Source organism: Pseudomonas sp. LBUM1658 (genome assembly GCF_059716055.1).
Map to the genome: position 1 here is coordinate 443678 of NZ_CP166798.1, position 17631 is coordinate 461308.

Below are 17631 nucleotides of genomic sequence, written 5' to 3' on the forward strand. Positions count from 1 at the left end.
TCACCCTTGACGGCTCAAGATCCTTCGCGAGCAAGCTCGCTCCCAAACGGGATCTGTGTCGATACAGATCCCATGCACACCGAAGATTCAATGTGGGAGCGAGCTTGCTCGCGATAGCGCCAACTCAGGCGACACAGTTGCCAGCTACTGCCAACGCCGAAAGACCAGCGAGGTGTTGACCCCACCAAAGGCAAAGTTGTTGTTCATCACGTACTGGTTGCTCATCTGCCGAAACTCGCCACGCAGGTAGTCCAGTTCGCCGCAACGGGGGTCGATGTCATCGAGGTTGAAGGTGTGCGCGTACAGGTCGCGGTTCATCATTTCGATGCTGAACCATGACTCCAGCGCCCCACAGGCACCGAGGGTGTGGCCCAGGAAGCTCTTCTGTGAACTGATCGGCATGCGGCTGCCGAACAGCCTGCTGGTGGCCTGGGTTTCGGCGATATCGCCCTGCTCGGTGGCGGTGCCGTGACCATTGACGTAGCCGATGTCGGCAGGCGTGATCCCGGCATCTTCCAGCGCCAGTTCCATGGCCCGGCGCATGGTGGTTTGCTCCGGTCGGGTGGCGTGCTGGCCGTCGGCATTGCTGCCGAAACCAACGATTTCCGCATGAATATGCGCGCCGCGGGCGAGGGCGTGTTCCAGTTCTTCGAGCACCAGCATGCCGCCGCCTTCACCGATCACCAAACCATCGCGGCCGAGGTCGTAAGGGCGCGGGCTGGATTGCGGTGCATCGTTTTTCAGGCTGGTGGCATAGAGCGCATCGAAGACCATGGCTTCGGTCGGGCACAGCTCTTCGGCACCGCCGGCGAGCATCAGCGGCAGGCGGCCGAACTTGATCGCTTCATAGGCATAGCCGATGCCCTGGCTGCCGCTGGTGCAGGCGCTGGACGTCGGGATCAGCCGTCCGGTGAGACCGAAGAAGATGCTGATATTCGCCGCCGTGGTATGCGGCATCATGCGCACATAGGAGTTGGCGTTCAGGCCTTCGGCGACCGAGTTCAGCAGCATCTGGCCGAAGGCTTTGATCTCGTCGGTACTGCCGGTGGACGAGCCACAGGACACACCCATGCGCCCATCCTTGATCGATTCATCGCCCAGCAGCCCGGCATCGGCCAGGGCTCGTTCCGCCGCGGCGACCGCCAGCCGTGAAACCCGGCCCATGCTGCGCAGTTGCTTGCGGGTCCAATGGGCGGGCACCTTGAAGTCATCGATCGGCCCGGCCAGACGGGTGTTCAATTCAGTGAAGCGATCCCACTCATCCATGCGCCGGATGCCGCTGCGGTTGGCGCGGAAGTTGGCGGCGATGGTTTCCCAGTCGCTGCCCAGCGAGGTGATGCCGGCCATGCCGGTGACGACGACGCGCTTCATCAACACAGGCCTCCATTGACGGCCAGAACCTGCCGGGTGATATAGGACGCTTCGGCAGACATCAGGAAGTTCACCGCACTGGCGACTTCTTCCGGGGTGCCCATGCGTTGGGCGGGGATCATTTTCAGCAGCTCTTCGACCGGCACGTTTTCATCGAGCATCGCCGTGTCGATCAAGCCCGGTGCGACACAGTTGACGGTGATCTTGCGTTTACCCAGCTCGATGGCCAGTGCCTTGGCAGCACCGATCAGCCCGGCCTTTGAAGCGCTGTAGTTGACCTGCCCGCGATTGCCGATCAGCCCCGACACCGAGGTGATGCAGACAATTCGCCCGGCGGCGCGCCGCCGGATCATCGGCATCATCACCGGATGCAGCACGTTGTAAAAACCGTCCAAATTGGTGCGCATCACCAGGTCCCAATCGTCCTCGCTCAGCGCCGGGAAAGCCCCGTCGCGGGTCAGGCCGGCGTTCAGCACCACGCCGTAATAAGCGCCATGGGTCTCGACGTCGGCTTCGAGAATGGCTTTGCAGCTGGCCCGCTCCGACACATCGAACTGCAGGATGCGCGCGCTGCGGCCCAGGGCCTGGACTTCGGCCTGAACGGCTTCGGCGTCGCTACGACCACTGCGGCAGTGCAGCACCAGGTCGAAACCTGCCCGGGCCAGGCGCAATGCGATGGCGCGGCCAATGCCACGGCTGGAACCGGTGACCAGTACGGATTCAGTCATGACTGGACTCCTGGGATTCGTGAAGGTAATGAGTCGGCTGCGGTGGGCAGTACACGTTCAGGCGCGCTGTGGCATGGATGCCGGGCCCGTAGATGTGGCATTCGAAGATGCCCATGCCGCTGGCGTCTTCCAGTGAGCGCAGGGCATGCAGGGTCAGTTCGGTGCCAGCAGGGAAGTATTCCACGTTGCATTCAAATTTACGCGTACCGAGCAGAAATCCCAACTCCACGGGATTGCCCAGCAAGCGCGCGCGACAACCGGCGTAGGCAGCGACGCTCTGGGCCATCAGCTCGACGCCGATCCAGGCCGGCAGGCTGCCGTCGGGGCGGCTGAACACGCCGCCGGGCTTGACCGTGAGGCGGGTGTGGATTTGCTCTTCGTCGAACGACAGCACCTGATCGATGAGGATCATGTCGCCAGCGTGGGGAATCAAATCGGCGAGCGGCCAATCAATCATGGGGCGTCTCCGATAATCAGGCTGACGTTGTTGCCACCGAAGGCAAAGGAGTTACTCATCAGGCAGCGCGGTGCAATTTGGTCGAGGCGATCAGCCGCGGTCACCCAGTTTAGTGCGGGCAGCCCGGGGTCGGCCTGGCCATCCCAGATGTGTGGTGGCAAGGCATGCTCGATGTTGTCGCAATCCAGGCTCAACCAGCAGAAGGCAGCCTCCAATGCCCCAGCGGCACCGAGGGTGTGGCCGGTCATGGGCTTGGTCGACGAGCAGAGCACACCGCCGGGGAACAGCGTCGCGACCGCCAGGCTTTCCATGGCGTCGTTATGCTGTGTCGCGGTGCCGTGCAGGTTCAGGTAGCCGATCTGCTCGGGCTGCAAGTGCGCGCGGCTCAAGGCTTTATTCATGGCCTGCAGCGCGCCGCGGCCACTCGGCTCGGGCGCGGAAATATGGTGGGCATCGGAACTGGCGCCACCGCCGAGCAAGGCAATAGGCTGCTTGGCATTGGCATTTTTGCTCATCAGGAACAGCACCGCCGCTTCGCCGATATTGATGCCGTGGCGATTGACCGAAAACGGATTGCAGCGTTGCTCGGAGACTGCTTCCAGCGCCGAGAAACCATTGAGGGTCAGCTTGCAGAGGCTGTCGACGCCGCCGCACAACACCGCGTCGCACAGGCCCAGGTCCAGCAGCCGTTGAGCACTCATCAGGGCCCGGGCGCTGGAGGTGCAGGCAGTGGAAATCACATAGGCCGGGCCGCTCAGTTGCAACCAGTCGGCGAGAAAGGTCGCCGGAGCGCCGAGTTCCTGTTGCTGATAGTGGTAACTTGCGGGGAAATGACCGTCGCGCAGGTAGCTGGCAATCCCCTGGCTGGCCTCATCGATGCCCGAGGTGCTGGTGCCGAGGACGATACCGATACGGCCGCGACCATAGCGCTGAATCGCCTGGTCGATGTCATCCCGAATCTGCAGTGCGGCTTCCAGCAATAACTGGTTATTGCGGCTGCGTTGCTGGGCGAGTTCGACGGGAATCGCCGCCAGGTCGCCTTTTACGGCTGCCACGGGCAATGTACGATCAGGCACCCAGCCGGACTCGAGGCACATGCCGGAGCAGTCTCCGGCAAATAGCTTGCGCGCAACTTCCTGCTTACCGCGGCCTAAACTGCAGATCAGCCCCAGGGCATTCAAATAAGCCGTCATGACGCAGTCTCGGCGGTCAGTGGAGTGATGTGATAGCGCAAGCCTTGCGGCAGGTTCAATTCAAAGATCCGTGGTTGTTGATAGCGAATCTGCCAGCGCGGGCCTAGCTCGCGCTGCGAACCTTGTTGTTGCGCCTTTGGGTAGTTGCCGAGCAGTTCGCCCTCAGGCGTCAAGGCAAACAACAGCGCGGCAAACAGCTCACGAGCTTCCGGGTTGGGCGGCAACAAGCCGTCAGCCTGCCACTGGCCCTCGACCAGACGCTGACGGGCCAGCGGGATTCCCAGCGGGTCCATCAGCGACCAGCGAATGCCTGGCCCTTCACGCTGGATCACCAGCAGCCAGTCCTGACGTTGCCCGGCCTGCTGACGTTCGATGTGCAATTGCAGTGGCAGCGCCAGGCTCGGGTTTCTCTCAGGCAACGGTGCCTGGCTGGCGCAGGCGCTCAGCAGCAGAACACAGCTCAAGAGCAGCGCGCGGATCATCAGATTTTACCTCCAAGGGTGTTGCGCGCGGGGCCTTTCTTCATGGCGCTTCGCTCGCACAGATTTCCGAGAGCATCCGCAGGCGTCGCTTGGATTCGCTGACAAACGGGTTGCGCTCATCCCAGGCATAACCGGCGAGGATCGCACTGATCATGCCGCGAATCTCCGGCGCACCGCCCGAATGGTAAATCACATCCTGGAAAGTCCCTGCGTACCAGCCTTCTACGTAGCAACGGAAGGTATCGACGCCACGCTTCAAGGGCGCGGCGAACTCGCTTTGCCAGTCGACGTTTTCACCTTCCAGTTGGCGATGCAGCACGCCGGCGGCCATGCTCGCCGAACGCATGGCGATGGTCACGCCGGAGGAGAACACCGGGTCAAGGAATTCCGCGGCATTGCCGAGCAAGGCGAAGCCCGGCCCGTGCAGGGTTTTGACGTTGGCCGAGTAACCGCCGATGGCCCGCGCTGGGGTGTCCCATACAGCGTTATTCAGCACGCCTGAAAGGCTTGGGGTTTCATCGATAAAGCTGCGCAGGCACTCATCCAGATCGTCAGGGCGACCTTCAAAGTGTTCTTTTGCGGCGACCACGCCCACCGAGCAGCGCCCGTTGCTGAACGGGATAGTCCAGAACCAGATATCGCGATGGATCGGGTGAGTGGTAATGAGGATTTTCTCCCGCTCGAAACGCGGGCTGTCGATATGGTCTTCGATATGGGTGAACACCGCCTGGCGCACCGGGAAATTCGACGGTGCTTCGAGATCCAGCAAGCGTGGCAACACGCGGCCATACCCACTGGCATCGAGGACGAAGTCGGCTTCGATGCGGTACTCGCTGCCGTCTTCGCGACGGGCGTTCAACTGCGGTTTCGGCAGGTCGAAGTCGGCGCTGATGATCTCTTCGCCATAACGGATGGCCACGCCCTGCAACTCGGCCTGATCGGCCAGCAACTTGTCGAAATCGGCACGCAGCACCTGGAAGGTGGTCGGCTTGCCGTTGCTGAAGGTGTCACCGAAATCGAAGGCGCTGTAGCGTTCGCCCCAAGCGAAGGCCGCACCGTTTTTCAGCTGAAAACCGGCGGCATTGACGGCGTCGAGCATGCCGGCTTCTTCGACGAAATCCAGGCAGTGGGACAGCAGGCTTTCACCGATGGAAAAGCGGGGGAAATGCTGGCGCTCGATGATCAGCACATCGTGGCCTTTACGCTTGAGCAGCGCGGCGGCGATGGCACCGGAAGGGCCGGCGCCGATGATCACAACCTGACGACGTTCCATTTCAATTGTGGGCACTGGAGTTCCTTGCCGGGACGGCGATCTGGGAGGGGGTACGGTGGATACCGGCAACGGCCGGCAACAAGGTCGCAATCAAGCCCATCAACATCAGCGCAAAGTACAGCGCCGGGCTGATCAGCTGTTGTTGCAGCAGTAGATTGAGAAAGACGATCTCGCTCAAGCCACGAATGTTCAGCAGCAGGCTTTCCCGCCAGCGGCTGGCGCCGGCAAAGGAAGCACCGGCCCAGCCGAGGCCGAGCCAGTTGCCCAGCAGTTTGCTGAGGATCGGCAGGATCAGCAGAGCGCCGAGCTGGAACCAGCTGAGGCTGTCCATGGCGCTGTGTACATCGATCTGCACGATGCCGAAGGTCAGGATCAGGGGGATGGCGATATAGGTCTGCAACGGGTTCATCCAGCTGGCTTTCAACGGTAGTACCAGTGGCAGTTTGAGGGCAGCCATCCACAGCACATATCCGATACCCAGAATCAACGCATTGAGCTTGTAGTGTTCGGCGACCACCAGTAGTCCGAAAAAGCCCAGGCTGTAGAGCCGCGGTTGACGCAGGCCGAGCACCCGTAGCAGCAATGGCAGGCAGGCGCCGGCCAGCGGCAGCAGCAGGCTGCTCAGGTGCAGGCTGCCTTGGGCGATGGCGAACAGGCTCCAGCAGGTCAGGTCGATGACGATCGCGGTCTGCACCAGCCGGCGGGTGGCCGCCAGTGGATAGCCGATGTGTAGAAGGTACAAATAGAGCACCGGGATCGCGGTGATCGCGAACAGCAGACCTACGGCCAGCGAACTCAGCCACGGCTGGCTTGGCAGCAGCCAGAGGGCAGTGGCCAGCCCGCAGGCGAACGGAATGCAGAAGCTCGGCAGGGCGATTTTCAGGCTCTGGCGATCCAGCCGCAGCTCGATCACGTCACTCAGGATGTGCCCAAGCAACAGCGCAAAACCCAGGCTGTAGAGGTTTTTCAGCCAGCCCGGCGACACCAGTTCGGCACCGCTCAGCTGCCAGTGCGGTTCGATCCACAACAGCATCAACAGCGGCAGGCCAAAGGTCGCCAGCACTAACTGGCTGACTATCGGAATCATACCGAAACGCCGCCCGACCCAGGTCGCCACCGCGAACAGCGCCAGGGCCAGCAGCCAGAACAGTGCGATCATCATACCCTCGACTCCACTGCTGGTACGCCGTGGGCCTGAGGTCTGGCCCAGGGTGCAAGGATAAAGCTGTAGGCCAGTCCCAGGCTCACCGATAAACCGAAATTGCTCACCGCCGGGGTGCTGGAAATCGCCAACAGACCAAACGACAGCCAGGTGGTCACTGCCGCCAGCAGGGTGCCGAGCAGGCTCACCGCCGCGCCGCCGATTTGCTCACGCATGAGGATCGCATAGTCGACGCTGATGGCCGTCACCAGTAGCAGCCCGAACAGGCTGAACAGCGTCAGCGGTTGCCCCAGCCAGCCAAGGCTGGCCAGACTGCACAACGCCGCCAGCAACGGCAGGGCAACGATTCGCAGCGCGCCGCCGAAGCCAAACGGCAGAATCAACAGCAGCACGATCAGCACGCAGGACAGCAGTTTCAATTCAGCGGCGCTGACCTGGGTCGCGGCGAAGATAGTGTTCAGATCCCCCAGCCGATCAACTAACTGCACGCCGGGCAAATCCAGCGCTTGAACCCGCAGCAACGCCGGGTTGTTCAGACCTTGCAGGCTGACCATCCCGGCCACGCCATCGCTGGTGGAGCCCAGCCACAACTGGCGCCACGGCTCGGCGAGCGGCCCGGTCAGGGCGGCATCGATGTTCTGGACGGGCAGCGTCTGCAACTGCGCCAGTTCGGCTTGCAGCGCGCTGGCCGGTACACCGAGGTCGAGCAGTGGCTGCCAGTACTGCGGCAGTTTTTTCAGGGCGTCGCGAACCCGTTGTTGTTCGCTGGGCGGGCTGACCAGTTGATTCAGGGCCAGGTAGCCCTGAAGCTTATCCAGGTTGACCAGTTGATCCAGACGCTGGCTCAGGGCGGTCGAACGTTCAAGCAGTTGCTGCTGATCGGCTGCGCGCACCAGGAAAAACTGGCTGGTGGGCTGATAGCCGGTGATCCGCGCAATCGTCTGGGCCTCGTTCATCAGTTGGGGCGGCGCGCTGATCCATTGACGGATGTCATTTTTGGTGGTGAGTTGCCACAGACCGCCAGCACAAAACAGCACCAGCAACCCCAAAAGAATCGGGCTGTGAACCCGACGCAGCAGTGCTTTACGCATGTCCACCAGGAATTGTGCGACTTGCAGCGGCCACTGCGCCGGGCGCAGGTCGGTGCCTTTGAGCATTGCCGGCAGCAAGCACACGGCAGACAAATAAGCGCCGAGCAAACCGGCTGCAGAGAACACCGCGATCTGGGTCAATGCCGGAAATGGCGTCCAGGCCAGCGCCAGATAGCCAATGCAACTGGTGGCCAGACTCAGGGTCAACCCTGGCAAGGTCAGGCGTAGCGCCGGCCAGCTGTGCCAGGGTTTCAGGCTCCAGCTCTTGGACAAATAATGCAGTGGATAGTCGACCGCGACGCCGATCAGGCTCGAACCCAACACCAGTGTCATTACATGCATGTGGCCGAACAGCGCCACGCAAGCCACTGCGCCAAACAGCATGCCCACCAGTACCGGCACGAAGGCCAGTAGCACTCGAAAACGCCGGAAGGCGAACAAAAGCAGCAACAGAATGCCGACGGTGGCACCGCCACCGACCCAGGTGATTTCGCGGGTTGCCTGTTGCTGACCGGCGGCGGCGTACAGCAGGCCGCTTGCCGCGAGTAATTGCACGTTGGCCTGCGCTGCATGTTCGCGACTCTGTTTCAGTAGCTCGGCGACTTGCAGCGGCAAGTGCATATCGAAGGCATTGCCTTGAGTGCGAGCCCGTAGCAGTACCCAACTCTTGCCGTCGGCATCGGCAATCAACGCGCCGCTACCAATATCCAATTGCACCGCGCCACGCTGCGGCTGGCTGTTCTGAATACGTCCGGTCAGGCCCAGCCAGTCGTCCTGGCTCGGCACCAGACTGAAGCCGGTAAAGGGATCGAACAGTGCTTGCACGCGCTGCTGGATAAACGCCTGGGGCTGCTCGATCAGTTGCTGGCGATCCGCTTCCGCGAGCATTGCCAGCCGACCTTGCAGCAACTGGGTGCGCAACGCCGGCAGGTCCGCTTGCAGGTTCCACTGGACTTTTTCGAACAAGCCGCTGGCCTTCCATTGATCCCCAAGCTGCTCGGCCATGGCGATGGCTTGTTGGCGATCGGCATGACCGACCAATACCAGCACTTCGCTGTTCAGCGGCTCTTGTATGCGCTGTTCGGCGCGCAATTCCAGCGCATCCGGCGCGCTGCCCGGGACCAGCTCCATCAGGTTGGCGGACAACGGCGCAGCGCCACGCCACTGCCAGCCGGCCAGCGCCAATACGGCCACCAACAGGATCAGGAACAGGCGAGGCAACCAGCGTTCACTCGGCAAAGTCATGTTGCTCCGCATCGCTCAACGGTTGGCTGCTGGTGGTGTCCTGCATGCGCAGCAGGGTGCTGTCGCCCTGGGTTTCCAGGAGCTCGATGCGTTGTACCAACTCACCGCCGTCGATGTTGATCTGGGTGAAGACTTGCTTGAGCAGCACGGAGCGCGGCGTCAGAGTCAGCTTCCACTGTTGGGCGTCGCCCTCCAGATGCAGATCGAAGTCCCGTTGCAGGCCGCTACTGTCACCTTGCAGAACAGCGAGGAACAAGCGATTCTGCTCGGCGCCGGCGCTCTTGTTCGGGAGCATTTGCCAGCCGTTGCCCTCACGCCGGGCAATGCCCTTGGCGCTGATGCGGTAGTCCTGTGGCAGCGGGGTTTTCAACAGCCAGAGCAACCCGTGGTTTTTCGCCAGGACGAAAGTGCCTTTGCTGGTCAGCGGCTGCGGCAGAGCGCGCAGGTGTTTTTCCTGGATGAAACTGCCGTGAATCACCTCTGGTTTGGCGAGCTGATCACTGAGTTGTTGCAGGTCGAAGGCGTTGGCCAGCGATGACAGGCCGAGCAACGCGAGGGCGCTGAGGATTCTGAACAACGGGCTCATGGCAACACCTTCTCGACGGCGTCGATAAACACCTTGGGCGATGCCAGCTGCATTTCGCGGCTGGCCAGATCCACCGCGACCTGCACGGAGCAGGCGCGGGTCAAGCGTTCGGCGCTTTCCAGGTCGCTGATCAGGTAGCTGATCTTCAAGCGGTTTTCCCACTCCACCAGGCTTGCGCGCACGTTGAGCTTCTGGCCGAAAGTGGCGCCGCGTACGTAGCGCAATTGCAGGTCGATCACCGGCCACGCGTATCCGGAATCTTTCATCTGCGTGTAGTTGTGGCCGATCTTGTCCAGCAAGGCGCAGCGGGCGACTTCCAGGTATTTGACGTAATGACCGTGCCAGACCACATCCATGGTGTCGATGTCGAAAAAGGGTACGAGGATTTCCGTATCGGCGTGAATCACTCCCTTGCTACGCATGCAGCCTCCAGTGTTGCTCGGCGATACGCTGCAGGCACAGGCGCAGTTCGGCTTCCAGCGCACGGTCTTCGATAACCGGCGGGAAATCCTTGGCCAGCTCTTCGTGCATCTCCGCCAGGGCCGGCGGCAATGGTCGCGCGTCTTCAGCCTGGCTGCGCAGCCAGACGCCTTGGTTGGCCGCCAGCAAGGTGGCGGCGGCGACTTGTTCGGTCAGCTCCAGCACGCGGATCGCATCCCGGGCGGCGATGGTGCCCATGCTGACCTTGTCCTGGTTATGGCACTCGGTGGAGCGCGAGAAGACGCTGGCCGGCATGGTGTTTTTCAGGGCTTCGGCGGTCCAGGCGCTGGTGCCGATCTGTACTGCTTTGAAACCGTGATTAAGCATCGCCCGCTCGGCGCTGGCGCCGGACAGGTTGCTCGGTAGGCCATGGTTGTAGCGCACGTCCACCAGCAGCGCGAGTTGCCGATCGAGCAGGTCGGCGACGTTGGCCACCAGGGTTTTCAGGCTGTCCATGGCGAAGGCGATATGCCCGCCATAAAAATGCCCGCCATGCAGCACCCGTTCGGCTTCGGCGTCGATGATCGGGTTGTCGTTGGCGCTGTTGAGCTCGATTTCAATGAACGAACGCAGCCAGTTCAGGCTATCGGCCAGCACGCCGAGCACGTGGGGCGCGCAGCGCAGCGAGTAGCGGTCCTGCAGGCGATGCAGTGGTGCGGTCGGCGCGTCGATCGCCAGGTCTTTGCGCAACCACGCGGCGACCTGCATTTGCCCCGGGTGCGGCTTGGTGGCGAACAGACGCTCGTCGAAATGCTCGGGGTTGCCTTGCAGCGCGACCACGTTCAGCGCGGTGATGCGCGTGGCCAGTTGCAGCAGGTAATCGGCGCGGGCGAAGGCCAGGCAGGCAATACCGGTCATGACGGCGGTGCCGTTCATCAGCGCCAGGGCTTCTTTGGGGCGTAGCACCAGCGGGGTCCAGCCGAGTTCCTGGTGCACATCGGCGGCTTGCCGACGTTCACCGCGGAACATCACTTCACGCTCGCCGGACAAGGTCGCGGCCACGTAAGACAGCGGCGTCAGATCGCCGCTGGCGCCCACCGAACCCTCTTCGGGAATCAGCGGCAGAACGTCCAGGTCGATGAAGGCTTGCAGACGCTCCAGCAGTTCCACGCGAACCCCGGACACACCCTGGCAGAGTGACTGCAGACGCGCCGCCAGCACTGCACGGGTGGCCTTGGCATCGAGCATTTTGCCCAGACCGCAGCCGTGGAAGGTGTACAGATGGCGGGGCAGGGCCTCGACGTGGTGCAACGGCACCGCGACTACGCAGGAATCGCCGTAGCCGGTGGTGACGCCATAGATCACGCCTTCCTTGTCCAGCAAGGAATCGAGAAACTGCGCGCCCTTGGCGATGCGCTGGCGGAACTCGGGGTCGCCTTGCAGCAGCAAAGGCACCTGACGGTTAGCCAGGGCCAGCACGTTTTCAATGCTCAATGGGAGTTCGCCGAAGATTACCGGCTCAAGCGGATGCGTCGTCATCGGTCTTCCAGTAGGGGTAAAAGTTGAACCATTGTTGGGGCGCTTCGAGACAATATTTCCCCAGACGTTCGGCGTAGCGTGCAGCCCACTGAGCGATAACTTGCTCGCGGTCGCTGCGTTTCCAGATTACGGCGTCGGCGAAAGGCTCGAGAATTACCCGATAGCGCCCATCGTGCTTCAGACAAAACAACAGATTGACCGGGCACTTCAGCAGCCCGGCCAGCAGCCACGGACCTTGCGCAAAGGCTGCCGGATGCCCGAGAAAGTCGACTTGCACAGTGCGTCCGCCGTGTAGCGGCACGCGATCGCCGGCAATCGCCAGCCACTCACCGCGATCCAGCCGCTGGTTGAGTTGCAGCATGATCACCGGGTCCAGTTCGCTGACCTGGATCAGTCGCAGGTGGGTCGCCCCGGCTTCGCCGAGCAGGCGGTTGAAGCGTTCGGCGTGCTTGGTGTGCACCAGCACGTTCATCGTCACTTTTTCGCCCAGCTCGGCCAGTGCACGACAAACCTCGAGGTTGCCCAGATGCGCGCCCACCAGCATTTGTCCGCGCTCGCCGCGCAACCGTTGGCGCAGCAGCGCCGGATCGACGATTTCGATTTGCTCGATGCCCAGCTTGCCGTTCCACACGTCGAGCTTGTCGAGCATTGAGTCGGCAAAGGCCATGAACTGGCCGAACACCCGCCGCTGGGTGGGGCGCAGCACCGTGCGCCCGCTCCAGTCGGCGAGGTGTTGCTGGTATTGCCAGGCGCTCTGCCGCGCGCTTCGACCGAACAGGTAAAAGTACAGGACGATACCGTGCAGCACCGGGCTCAACACTCTGCGACCCAGCATTTTGATGCCGAACGCCATGAGTTTCATCAGCCAGAAACTGCCGCGTTCCTTGTGCTCGGCCCAGTGTTCCTTGTCAGTGTTGATGCTCATGCCCGCCACCGTCGCCAAAGAATCATCGGCGCGCGCAGCAACATGCCAAAAAACAGCCGGGTGTGCATGCGCGAAATCAGCACGTTGTCGTGGAACATTCGAAAGTGCGAGATACCATCCTGCGGGTAATGGACCTTGGTGTGCAGCCAATGCATCGGCAGATTGCGCCAGGCCAGGCGGACGATGATGTCCGAGTCGAAGTCCATGCGTTTGCCGATCTGCACCGAGTTGATGAGTGCCAGGGTCGGCGGCAATGGATAGACACGAAAGCCGCACATGGAGTCAATAATCTGCAGCGACAGGGTGTTGATCCAGACCAGAACATGAGTCAGATAACGTGCATATAAACGGCCTTTCGGTACGCTGGCGTCATATTTCGGGTGTCCGCAGATCAGCGCTTGCGGATGAGTGCGTGAAGCTTCGATGAAGGCCTTGATGTCGCGCAGGTCGTGTTGGCCATCGGCATCCACTTGCAGGGCATGACTGAAGCCCAGGCGCGACGCTTCGCGAAAACCGTCCATGACTGCCGCGCCTTTGCCTTGGTTGACCGCGTGCTTGACCAGGTAGATGTGTTCAGCCTCAGCCAGCTGCTCAAGCACAGCTGCACAGGACGGACTACTGGCATCGTCCACCAGGATGCAGGGCAGACCGTTGGTGCGGACCGCCTCGACCACGGTCGGGACGGTGGTTTCGTGGTTGTAGACTGGGATGATGGCGCAGGGGTTATGCATGGGTCGCAACCTCCGCATCCCTGGTGTGGCGAGGGAGCTTGCTCCCGCTCGAGCGCGAAACGGTCGCAATGTAGCTAACGAGTTGTGTCAGACAAACCGCAATTGCAGGTTTTGGGGCTGCTTCGCAGCCCAGCGGGAGCAAGCTCCCTCGCCACAGAGGCAACTGGTTAAACATGCACCGCCTCCAGCAATATCCGCCCGCTGGAGCAGGTCGCGGTGTCATTGCGATAGGTGAAGTACAGTTTGCCGCGCTCAGGGTCGAAGCGCAGGTGCAGTTGGACTTGATCGCCGGGGCGCACCAGTTGCTGGAACTTCAACACTTCCATCCCGACGAACTTGCCAGGTAAGTCTAGCAACTGCCGACCCAGGCTCAACGCCCAATCGACTTGCACCACACCGGGCAATACCGGAGTTTTCGGGAAGTGGCCACTGAAGCAGGCGAGGTCCGGCGGCACCGCCAGTTGCAGGCTCCACTCGCCGTTGGCTTCGAGCTGTTCCAGCACTTGCGGCGCTTGCGGACGCGGAGCCAGCAGCAGGGCTTCGACCTCGGCTTGCGGCAGCTTGCCTTGGGCGTTCAACGGCATTTGAGGCAGCAAGCGCCAGCGCCGCGGCAACGCGAGGGTCTCGCAATGCAGGCTGAGGTGTTGGCGCAATTCCTCGGTCAGGGTGCGCCGGCCTTGATGGCGCAAGGCATGCAAGCCTTGTTCGCTCAACACCAGCAAGGCACCCAGGGACGCACGGTTTTCCTGGACCACGCCCAGACGCGCTTCGGCGACCCAGGCGTGGTTGGCCAGTGCCTGTTCGAGCATTGGCAACGAGATACGTTTTTCTTCCAGTTTGACGATCCGGTCCAGCCGTCCCAGCAGCTCGAAGCGCCCGTCAGTGGCTATTCGTGCGGCATCGGCAGTCTGTTCGACGTGACCTGCAGGCAGGTACGGCGAAGCAACGCGCAGCGCGCCGTCACTGTCCTGGCTCAGTTGTACATCAGCAAACGGCTGCCACAGGTTGTCGCCCTGACGCCAGGCGATGCCGCCGGTTTCCGAACTGCCGAGAATCTCCGTGGGCCATTGCTGCAAGCGTTGCCGCAAGCGCTGCGCGGCCTCGGCAGGCAAGGCGCCACCGGAAGAAAACACCCGTCGCACAGTGCTCAGTGCAGGCCAGTCGAGGTTGTCGCCCATGCGCTTGAGCAACGCCGGACTGGCAACCCAGGCGAAGGCCGGGTGTTCACGACTGGCGCGCTGCAAGTCTTCGGGGAATGGCAGTTGTCTGCGCACGAACGGGCGCCCCGCACACAGCGGCCAGAGTACGCGGAACAGCAAGCCGTAAATGTGCTGGGTGGCGACGCTGCCGATGATGCAGGCCTCGCCCAGATCCGCGCCCCAGAGCTGCTCCAGGGCTTCAACTTCATTGGCCAGTTGCCGCAGGTTTTTTTTGATGCGTTTGGGTTCGCCACTGGAGCCGGAGGTGCACAGGCTCAGATGGCATTGGTCCAGATCCAGTTCGGCTGGAGGCAGCGGGGCTTGAAACAGATCGCTGAGTGCGGCGTCGTCCGCCTGATCGGTCAGCCACAGGTCGACCTCGTTCGACCAGCGTTGCCGGGTTTGGGCTTGCAGGTCGGCGGGCAACAACACGCTGACTCCGGCGCGCCAGGCGCCGAGCAGGGCAATCGCCAGGTCAGCGGCGTCTTCCAGAGACACGGCAATGCGCTGTACGCCCTGGGCTTGCAGGCCGGCAGCGAGGCTTGACGCCTGGGTGCATAGCTCAACATGGTTCAGTGCCGGGTCAGCCGTCACGGCGCGCCCTGGCTGAGCCTTGAGCAACAGATGCTCAAGTTTTATCCAATTCATGCGCGGCCTCGTACGCGTTGTCGCAATAACCATTCAATGGCAAACAGCAAACCCATCAACCCGTAGGAGATCAGGCCGGTGTACAACGCCCACCAACTCAGCGGCGCCCAGAGGGTCAGGGCGGCGGCGAGCAAACCGTTACAGAGAAAAAACACACTCCAGGCAATCGTTACCTGGCGGGTATAGTGGATCGCCTCGTCCGGCAGTTGCGGCTCGCTCAAACGCGCCAGTCGCTCAACCACCGGTGGCCCGTATTTCAAGCTCAGGCCAAATAGCGCCAGCATGAAACTACTGATGAGCACCGGGTACCAGCGCAACAACAGCGGGCTATCGAGCAACGCCAGCAACAGGCAAAAAGCAATCGCAGCGATTGCCATCCACAGGCTGCCGGGACGCCGCGCGCTGGTCAGCGCGCGCGCCAGCCACAGGCTGCCCAGCAGCAGGCCGAACTGCCACGGGGCGAAATGCTCCATGCCGTAATACACCGCAAAGGGGTACAGCAGGCCCGCCAGCAGCAGGCCGAGGCCAATCAAACGCCTCATGCGGCCGGGTGAACCAGACGGTAGACCGCCTCGACCACGTCGCTGACAGTGCGCACTGCCTTGAACTCTTCGGCGGCAATTTTTTTACCAGTCTGGCGCTTGATATGGTCGATCAGGTCAACCGCGTCGATGCTGTCGATTTCCAGGTCCTGATACAGGTTGGACTCAAGGGTGACGCGTTCGGGTTCCAGCTCGAAGAGTTCGACCAGGGCATCGCGCAGGGTGTTGAAAATGTCGTCACGAGTTTGCATGGTCCGGTCTCAAGCTGCCTGTTTTGCAGTGACGAAAGCCGCAAGGCTGGCCACATTGGTGAAGTGATTGCGGGTGTCCTTGGCGTCAGCGTCGATCTTGATGCCGTACTTTTTCTGGATCGCCAGGCCGAGTTCGAGTGCGTCCACCGAGTCCAGGCCCAGGCCTTCACCGAAAAGTACCTGCTCGTCGCCGATGTCTTGTGCGCTGATGTCTTCGAGGCCCAGGGCGTCGATGATCAACAGTTTGATTTCATGCTGAAGGTCGTGCTGTAGATCGCTCATCTTCGGCGAGCTCCTTGATAAAGTAGTGGTGCAGATAGTCGTTGAGCTTGCGCGAGGCCTGGGGCGGCGGGCCAAGCTCGACAAAGGCCTGTGGATCTATGTCGGCGCCGACACGCAAACTGAAGTGCGCGCGACGAGATGGGATGCGATACCAGGGCTGGGCTTTGGTCAGGGTGGTCGGGTTGACGTTGATGATTACCGGGGTCACGATTTTCGCACCACGCAGCGCGATTGCCGCTGCGCCCCGATGAAAGGCCGGCGGTTGGCCAGGCCGGGTGCGGGTGCCCTCGGGGAAGATAATCAGCGTCTGTCCACTTTGCAGAGCCTGCGCGGCGGCATCGAGCATGTCCATACTGCCATCATTGCTGATGTATTGGGTGGAACGCAGCGGACCGCGAGTGAAAGGATTTTTCCAGAGACTCTGTTTGACCACGCAGTTGGCGTTGCGCACCAGGCCGATCAGGAACACTACATCGATCAGCGACGGGTGATTGGCGATGATCATCTGTCCCGGGCGACCGAGTTTTTCGGCGCCTTCGACCTCATAGGTCAAGACCCCGGTACGTGCCATGAAACGGATAAAAAACCAGAACAGGCAGCCGATGCTGCGGCGCGCCCGTTGCCGATGTTCCTGCGCGTCGCCCGGCAGGAGTCTGAGTAGCGGAAAACCCAGCCGCAGGCATAACCCGACCAGGCCGAACAGCGCAAAGCTTGCGGCGGTCGCAAGCAGGCGCCAGTAATAGGCATCACGGCGCTTATCCTTCAAGGGTTGCGTTGCCAGGTCCATACACGATTCTTCCAGGTATGTTGGCAGTTGGTCTGCTCGTTGAGCAGAATACGCAAGAGATTCAGGGCATGGGGCCAGTCGGCTTTGGTCGGCTCGGCTGTGGCGCTGCTCAGTGACAGCTGCCAATCATCGCCCCGGGTCAATAACAGGCCGACGGCGTACGGGAATGGCACGTCATCGATCCAGGCGGCGTAGGCTTCGGGCGGCTGCTCTTCGGTGACTACCAGCAACACCGCCGGTGCCCCTTCGTCGAGCAGTGTGGCAGCTTCTAGCATGCCGTGTTCAAGGCCGTCGCCAGCTGCCGCGAGAGCAGTCATTTCGCTGGTTTCGCCGCGCATGATCGACCACAGCCCAATCACTGCGTTGTGTACCGACAGGCTGAACTGGGTTGGTGACAAGGGTTGATCGATGGCCAGTTCACAGAGGATGTTGAAGGTCCGCGGGGTTTCGCCGTGGCGTGAAATAAAGACCAACGGTAGCTGCTCAAGGCCTTCGGCCAATGGCCAGCCCACACTGAAGGCCATCCGCGCCAGGCGACTGAGGCGTCGGCGTTGCATGGCGGGGAGAAATGAGACATCGGGGGCGGCATCGCTGCTGTCGAGTACGACCGGTTGTCGACTCCAGGCCAGCCAATCGTCCACGCTTTCGAGCCCTGGAGCCCAGGCGCGCCATTGGGCGATATTGAAATTGATCACTGAATTCATCCCGCCCCTGCGGGC

Annotated in this window: 19 protein-coding genes; all 19 read right to left on the reverse strand. The window is 61.8% G+C overall.

What is annotated here, in order from left to right:
• Window positions 1-144: 144 nt before the first annotated feature.
• The 19 genes from ACA064_RS01980 to ACA064_RS02070 all read right to left on the reverse strand — a co-directional run bounded on the left by ACA064_RS01980 (window position 145) and on the right by ACA064_RS02070 (window position 17616).
• On the reverse strand, window positions 145-1371 hold the full coding sequence (locus tag ACA064_RS01980) for a beta-ketoacyl-ACP synthase (protein ID WP_497671886.1): 1227 nt from the start codon (window positions 1369-1371) through the stop codon (window positions 145-147).
• A complete protein-coding gene (fabG, locus tag ACA064_RS01985; RefSeq protein WP_497671887.1) occupies window positions 1371-2099 on the reverse strand; it encodes a 3-oxoacyl-ACP reductase FabG in 729 nt (242 codons plus the stop codon). Before fabG ends, ACA064_RS01980 begins: the two co-directional genes overlap by 1 nt.
• A complete protein-coding gene (locus tag ACA064_RS01990) occupies window positions 2092-2556 on the reverse strand; it encodes a hotdog family protein (RefSeq protein WP_497671888.1) in 465 nt (154 codons plus the stop codon). The genes fabG and ACA064_RS01990 overlap by 8 nt, the downstream gene beginning before the upstream one ends.
• Window positions 2553-3749 (reverse strand): beta-ketoacyl-[acyl-carrier-protein] synthase family protein, encoded by a 1197-nt coding sequence (locus tag ACA064_RS01995; RefSeq protein ID WP_497671889.1) that lies wholly within the window; start codon window positions 3747-3749, stop codon window positions 2553-2555. The genes ACA064_RS01990 and ACA064_RS01995 overlap by 4 nt, the downstream gene beginning before the upstream one ends.
• On the reverse strand, window positions 3746-4231 hold the full coding sequence (locus tag ACA064_RS02000) for a hypothetical protein (protein ID WP_497671890.1): 486 nt from the start codon (window positions 4229-4231) through the stop codon (window positions 3746-3748). The genes ACA064_RS01995 and ACA064_RS02000 overlap by 4 nt, the downstream gene beginning before the upstream one ends.
• Before the next feature lie 40 nt (window positions 4232-4271).
• Window positions 4272-5519: an NAD(P)/FAD-dependent oxidoreductase gene (locus ACA064_RS02005; RefSeq protein WP_497671891.1), complete on the reverse strand. Its 1248-nt coding sequence runs from the start codon at window positions 5517-5519 to the stop codon at window positions 4272-4274.
• Complete coding sequence (locus ACA064_RS02010) at window positions 5506-6666, reverse strand: sodium:proton antiporter (protein WP_497671892.1); 1161 nt, start codon at window positions 6664-6666, stop codon at window positions 5506-5508. Before ACA064_RS02010 ends, ACA064_RS02005 begins: the two co-directional genes overlap by 14 nt.
• Window positions 6663-9002 carry an MMPL family transporter gene (locus tag ACA064_RS02015; RefSeq protein WP_497671893.1) on the reverse strand — a complete coding sequence of 780 codons (2340 nt, stop codon included), beginning with the start codon at window positions 9000-9002 and terminating at the stop codon, window positions 6663-6665. The genes ACA064_RS02010 and ACA064_RS02015 overlap by 4 nt, the downstream gene beginning before the upstream one ends.
• Window positions 8986-9588, reverse strand: a complete 603-nt coding sequence (locus ACA064_RS02020) for an outer membrane lipoprotein carrier protein LolA (RefSeq protein WP_497671894.1) — start codon at window positions 9586-9588, stop codon at window positions 8986-8988. The genes ACA064_RS02015 and ACA064_RS02020 overlap by 17 nt, the downstream gene beginning before the upstream one ends.
• Window positions 9585-10010, reverse strand: a complete 426-nt coding sequence (locus ACA064_RS02025) for an acyl-CoA thioesterase (RefSeq protein WP_497671895.1) — start codon at window positions 10008-10010, stop codon at window positions 9585-9587. The genes ACA064_RS02020 and ACA064_RS02025 overlap by 4 nt, the downstream gene beginning before the upstream one ends.
• Window positions 10003-11547, reverse strand: coding sequence for an HAL/PAL/TAL family ammonia-lyase (locus ACA064_RS02030; protein ID WP_497671896.1), 1545 nt, complete (start codon window positions 11545-11547; stop codon window positions 10003-10005). The genes ACA064_RS02025 and ACA064_RS02030 overlap by 8 nt, the downstream gene beginning before the upstream one ends.
• Entirely contained in the window at window positions 11528-12472 is a 945-nt protein-coding gene (locus tag ACA064_RS02035) for a lysophospholipid acyltransferase family protein (protein WP_497671897.1), read from the reverse strand. Before ACA064_RS02035 ends, ACA064_RS02030 begins: the two co-directional genes overlap by 20 nt.
• Window positions 12469-13203, reverse strand: a complete 735-nt coding sequence (locus tag ACA064_RS02040) for a glycosyltransferase family 2 protein (protein ID WP_497671898.1) — start codon at window positions 13201-13203, stop codon at window positions 12469-12471. Before ACA064_RS02040 ends, ACA064_RS02035 begins: the two co-directional genes overlap by 4 nt.
• Before the next feature lie 167 nt (window positions 13204-13370).
• Window positions 13371-15050 carry an ApeI family dehydratase gene (locus tag ACA064_RS02045; RefSeq protein ID WP_497671899.1) on the reverse strand — a complete coding sequence of 560 codons (1680 nt, stop codon included), beginning with the start codon at window positions 15048-15050 and terminating at the stop codon, window positions 13371-13373.
• Entirely contained in the window at window positions 15047-15592 is a 546-nt protein-coding gene (locus ACA064_RS02050) for a COG4648 family protein (protein ID WP_497671900.1), read from the reverse strand. Before ACA064_RS02050 ends, ACA064_RS02045 begins: the two co-directional genes overlap by 4 nt.
• The gene (locus tag ACA064_RS02055; RefSeq protein WP_497671901.1) at window positions 15589-15843 is read right to left on the reverse strand and encodes an acyl carrier protein; all 255 of its coding nucleotides are present in this window, start codon (window positions 15841-15843) and stop codon (window positions 15589-15591) included. The genes ACA064_RS02050 and ACA064_RS02055 overlap by 4 nt, the downstream gene beginning before the upstream one ends.
• Before the next feature lie 9 nt (window positions 15844-15852).
• The gene (locus ACA064_RS02060; RefSeq protein WP_497671902.1) at window positions 15853-16125 is read right to left on the reverse strand and encodes a phosphopantetheine-binding protein; all 273 of its coding nucleotides are present in this window, start codon (window positions 16123-16125) and stop codon (window positions 15853-15855) included.
• On the reverse strand, window positions 16094-16912 hold the full coding sequence (locus ACA064_RS02065) for a lysophospholipid acyltransferase family protein (protein ID WP_497671903.1): 819 nt from the start codon (window positions 16910-16912) through the stop codon (window positions 16094-16096). The genes ACA064_RS02060 and ACA064_RS02065 overlap by 32 nt, the downstream gene beginning before the upstream one ends.
• Window positions 16888-17616, reverse strand: a complete 729-nt coding sequence (locus tag ACA064_RS02070; protein ID WP_497671904.1) for a beta-ketoacyl synthase chain length factor — start codon at window positions 17614-17616, stop codon at window positions 16888-16890. Before ACA064_RS02070 ends, ACA064_RS02065 begins: the two co-directional genes overlap by 25 nt.
• Between the last annotated feature and the right edge of the window lie 15 nt (window positions 17617-17631).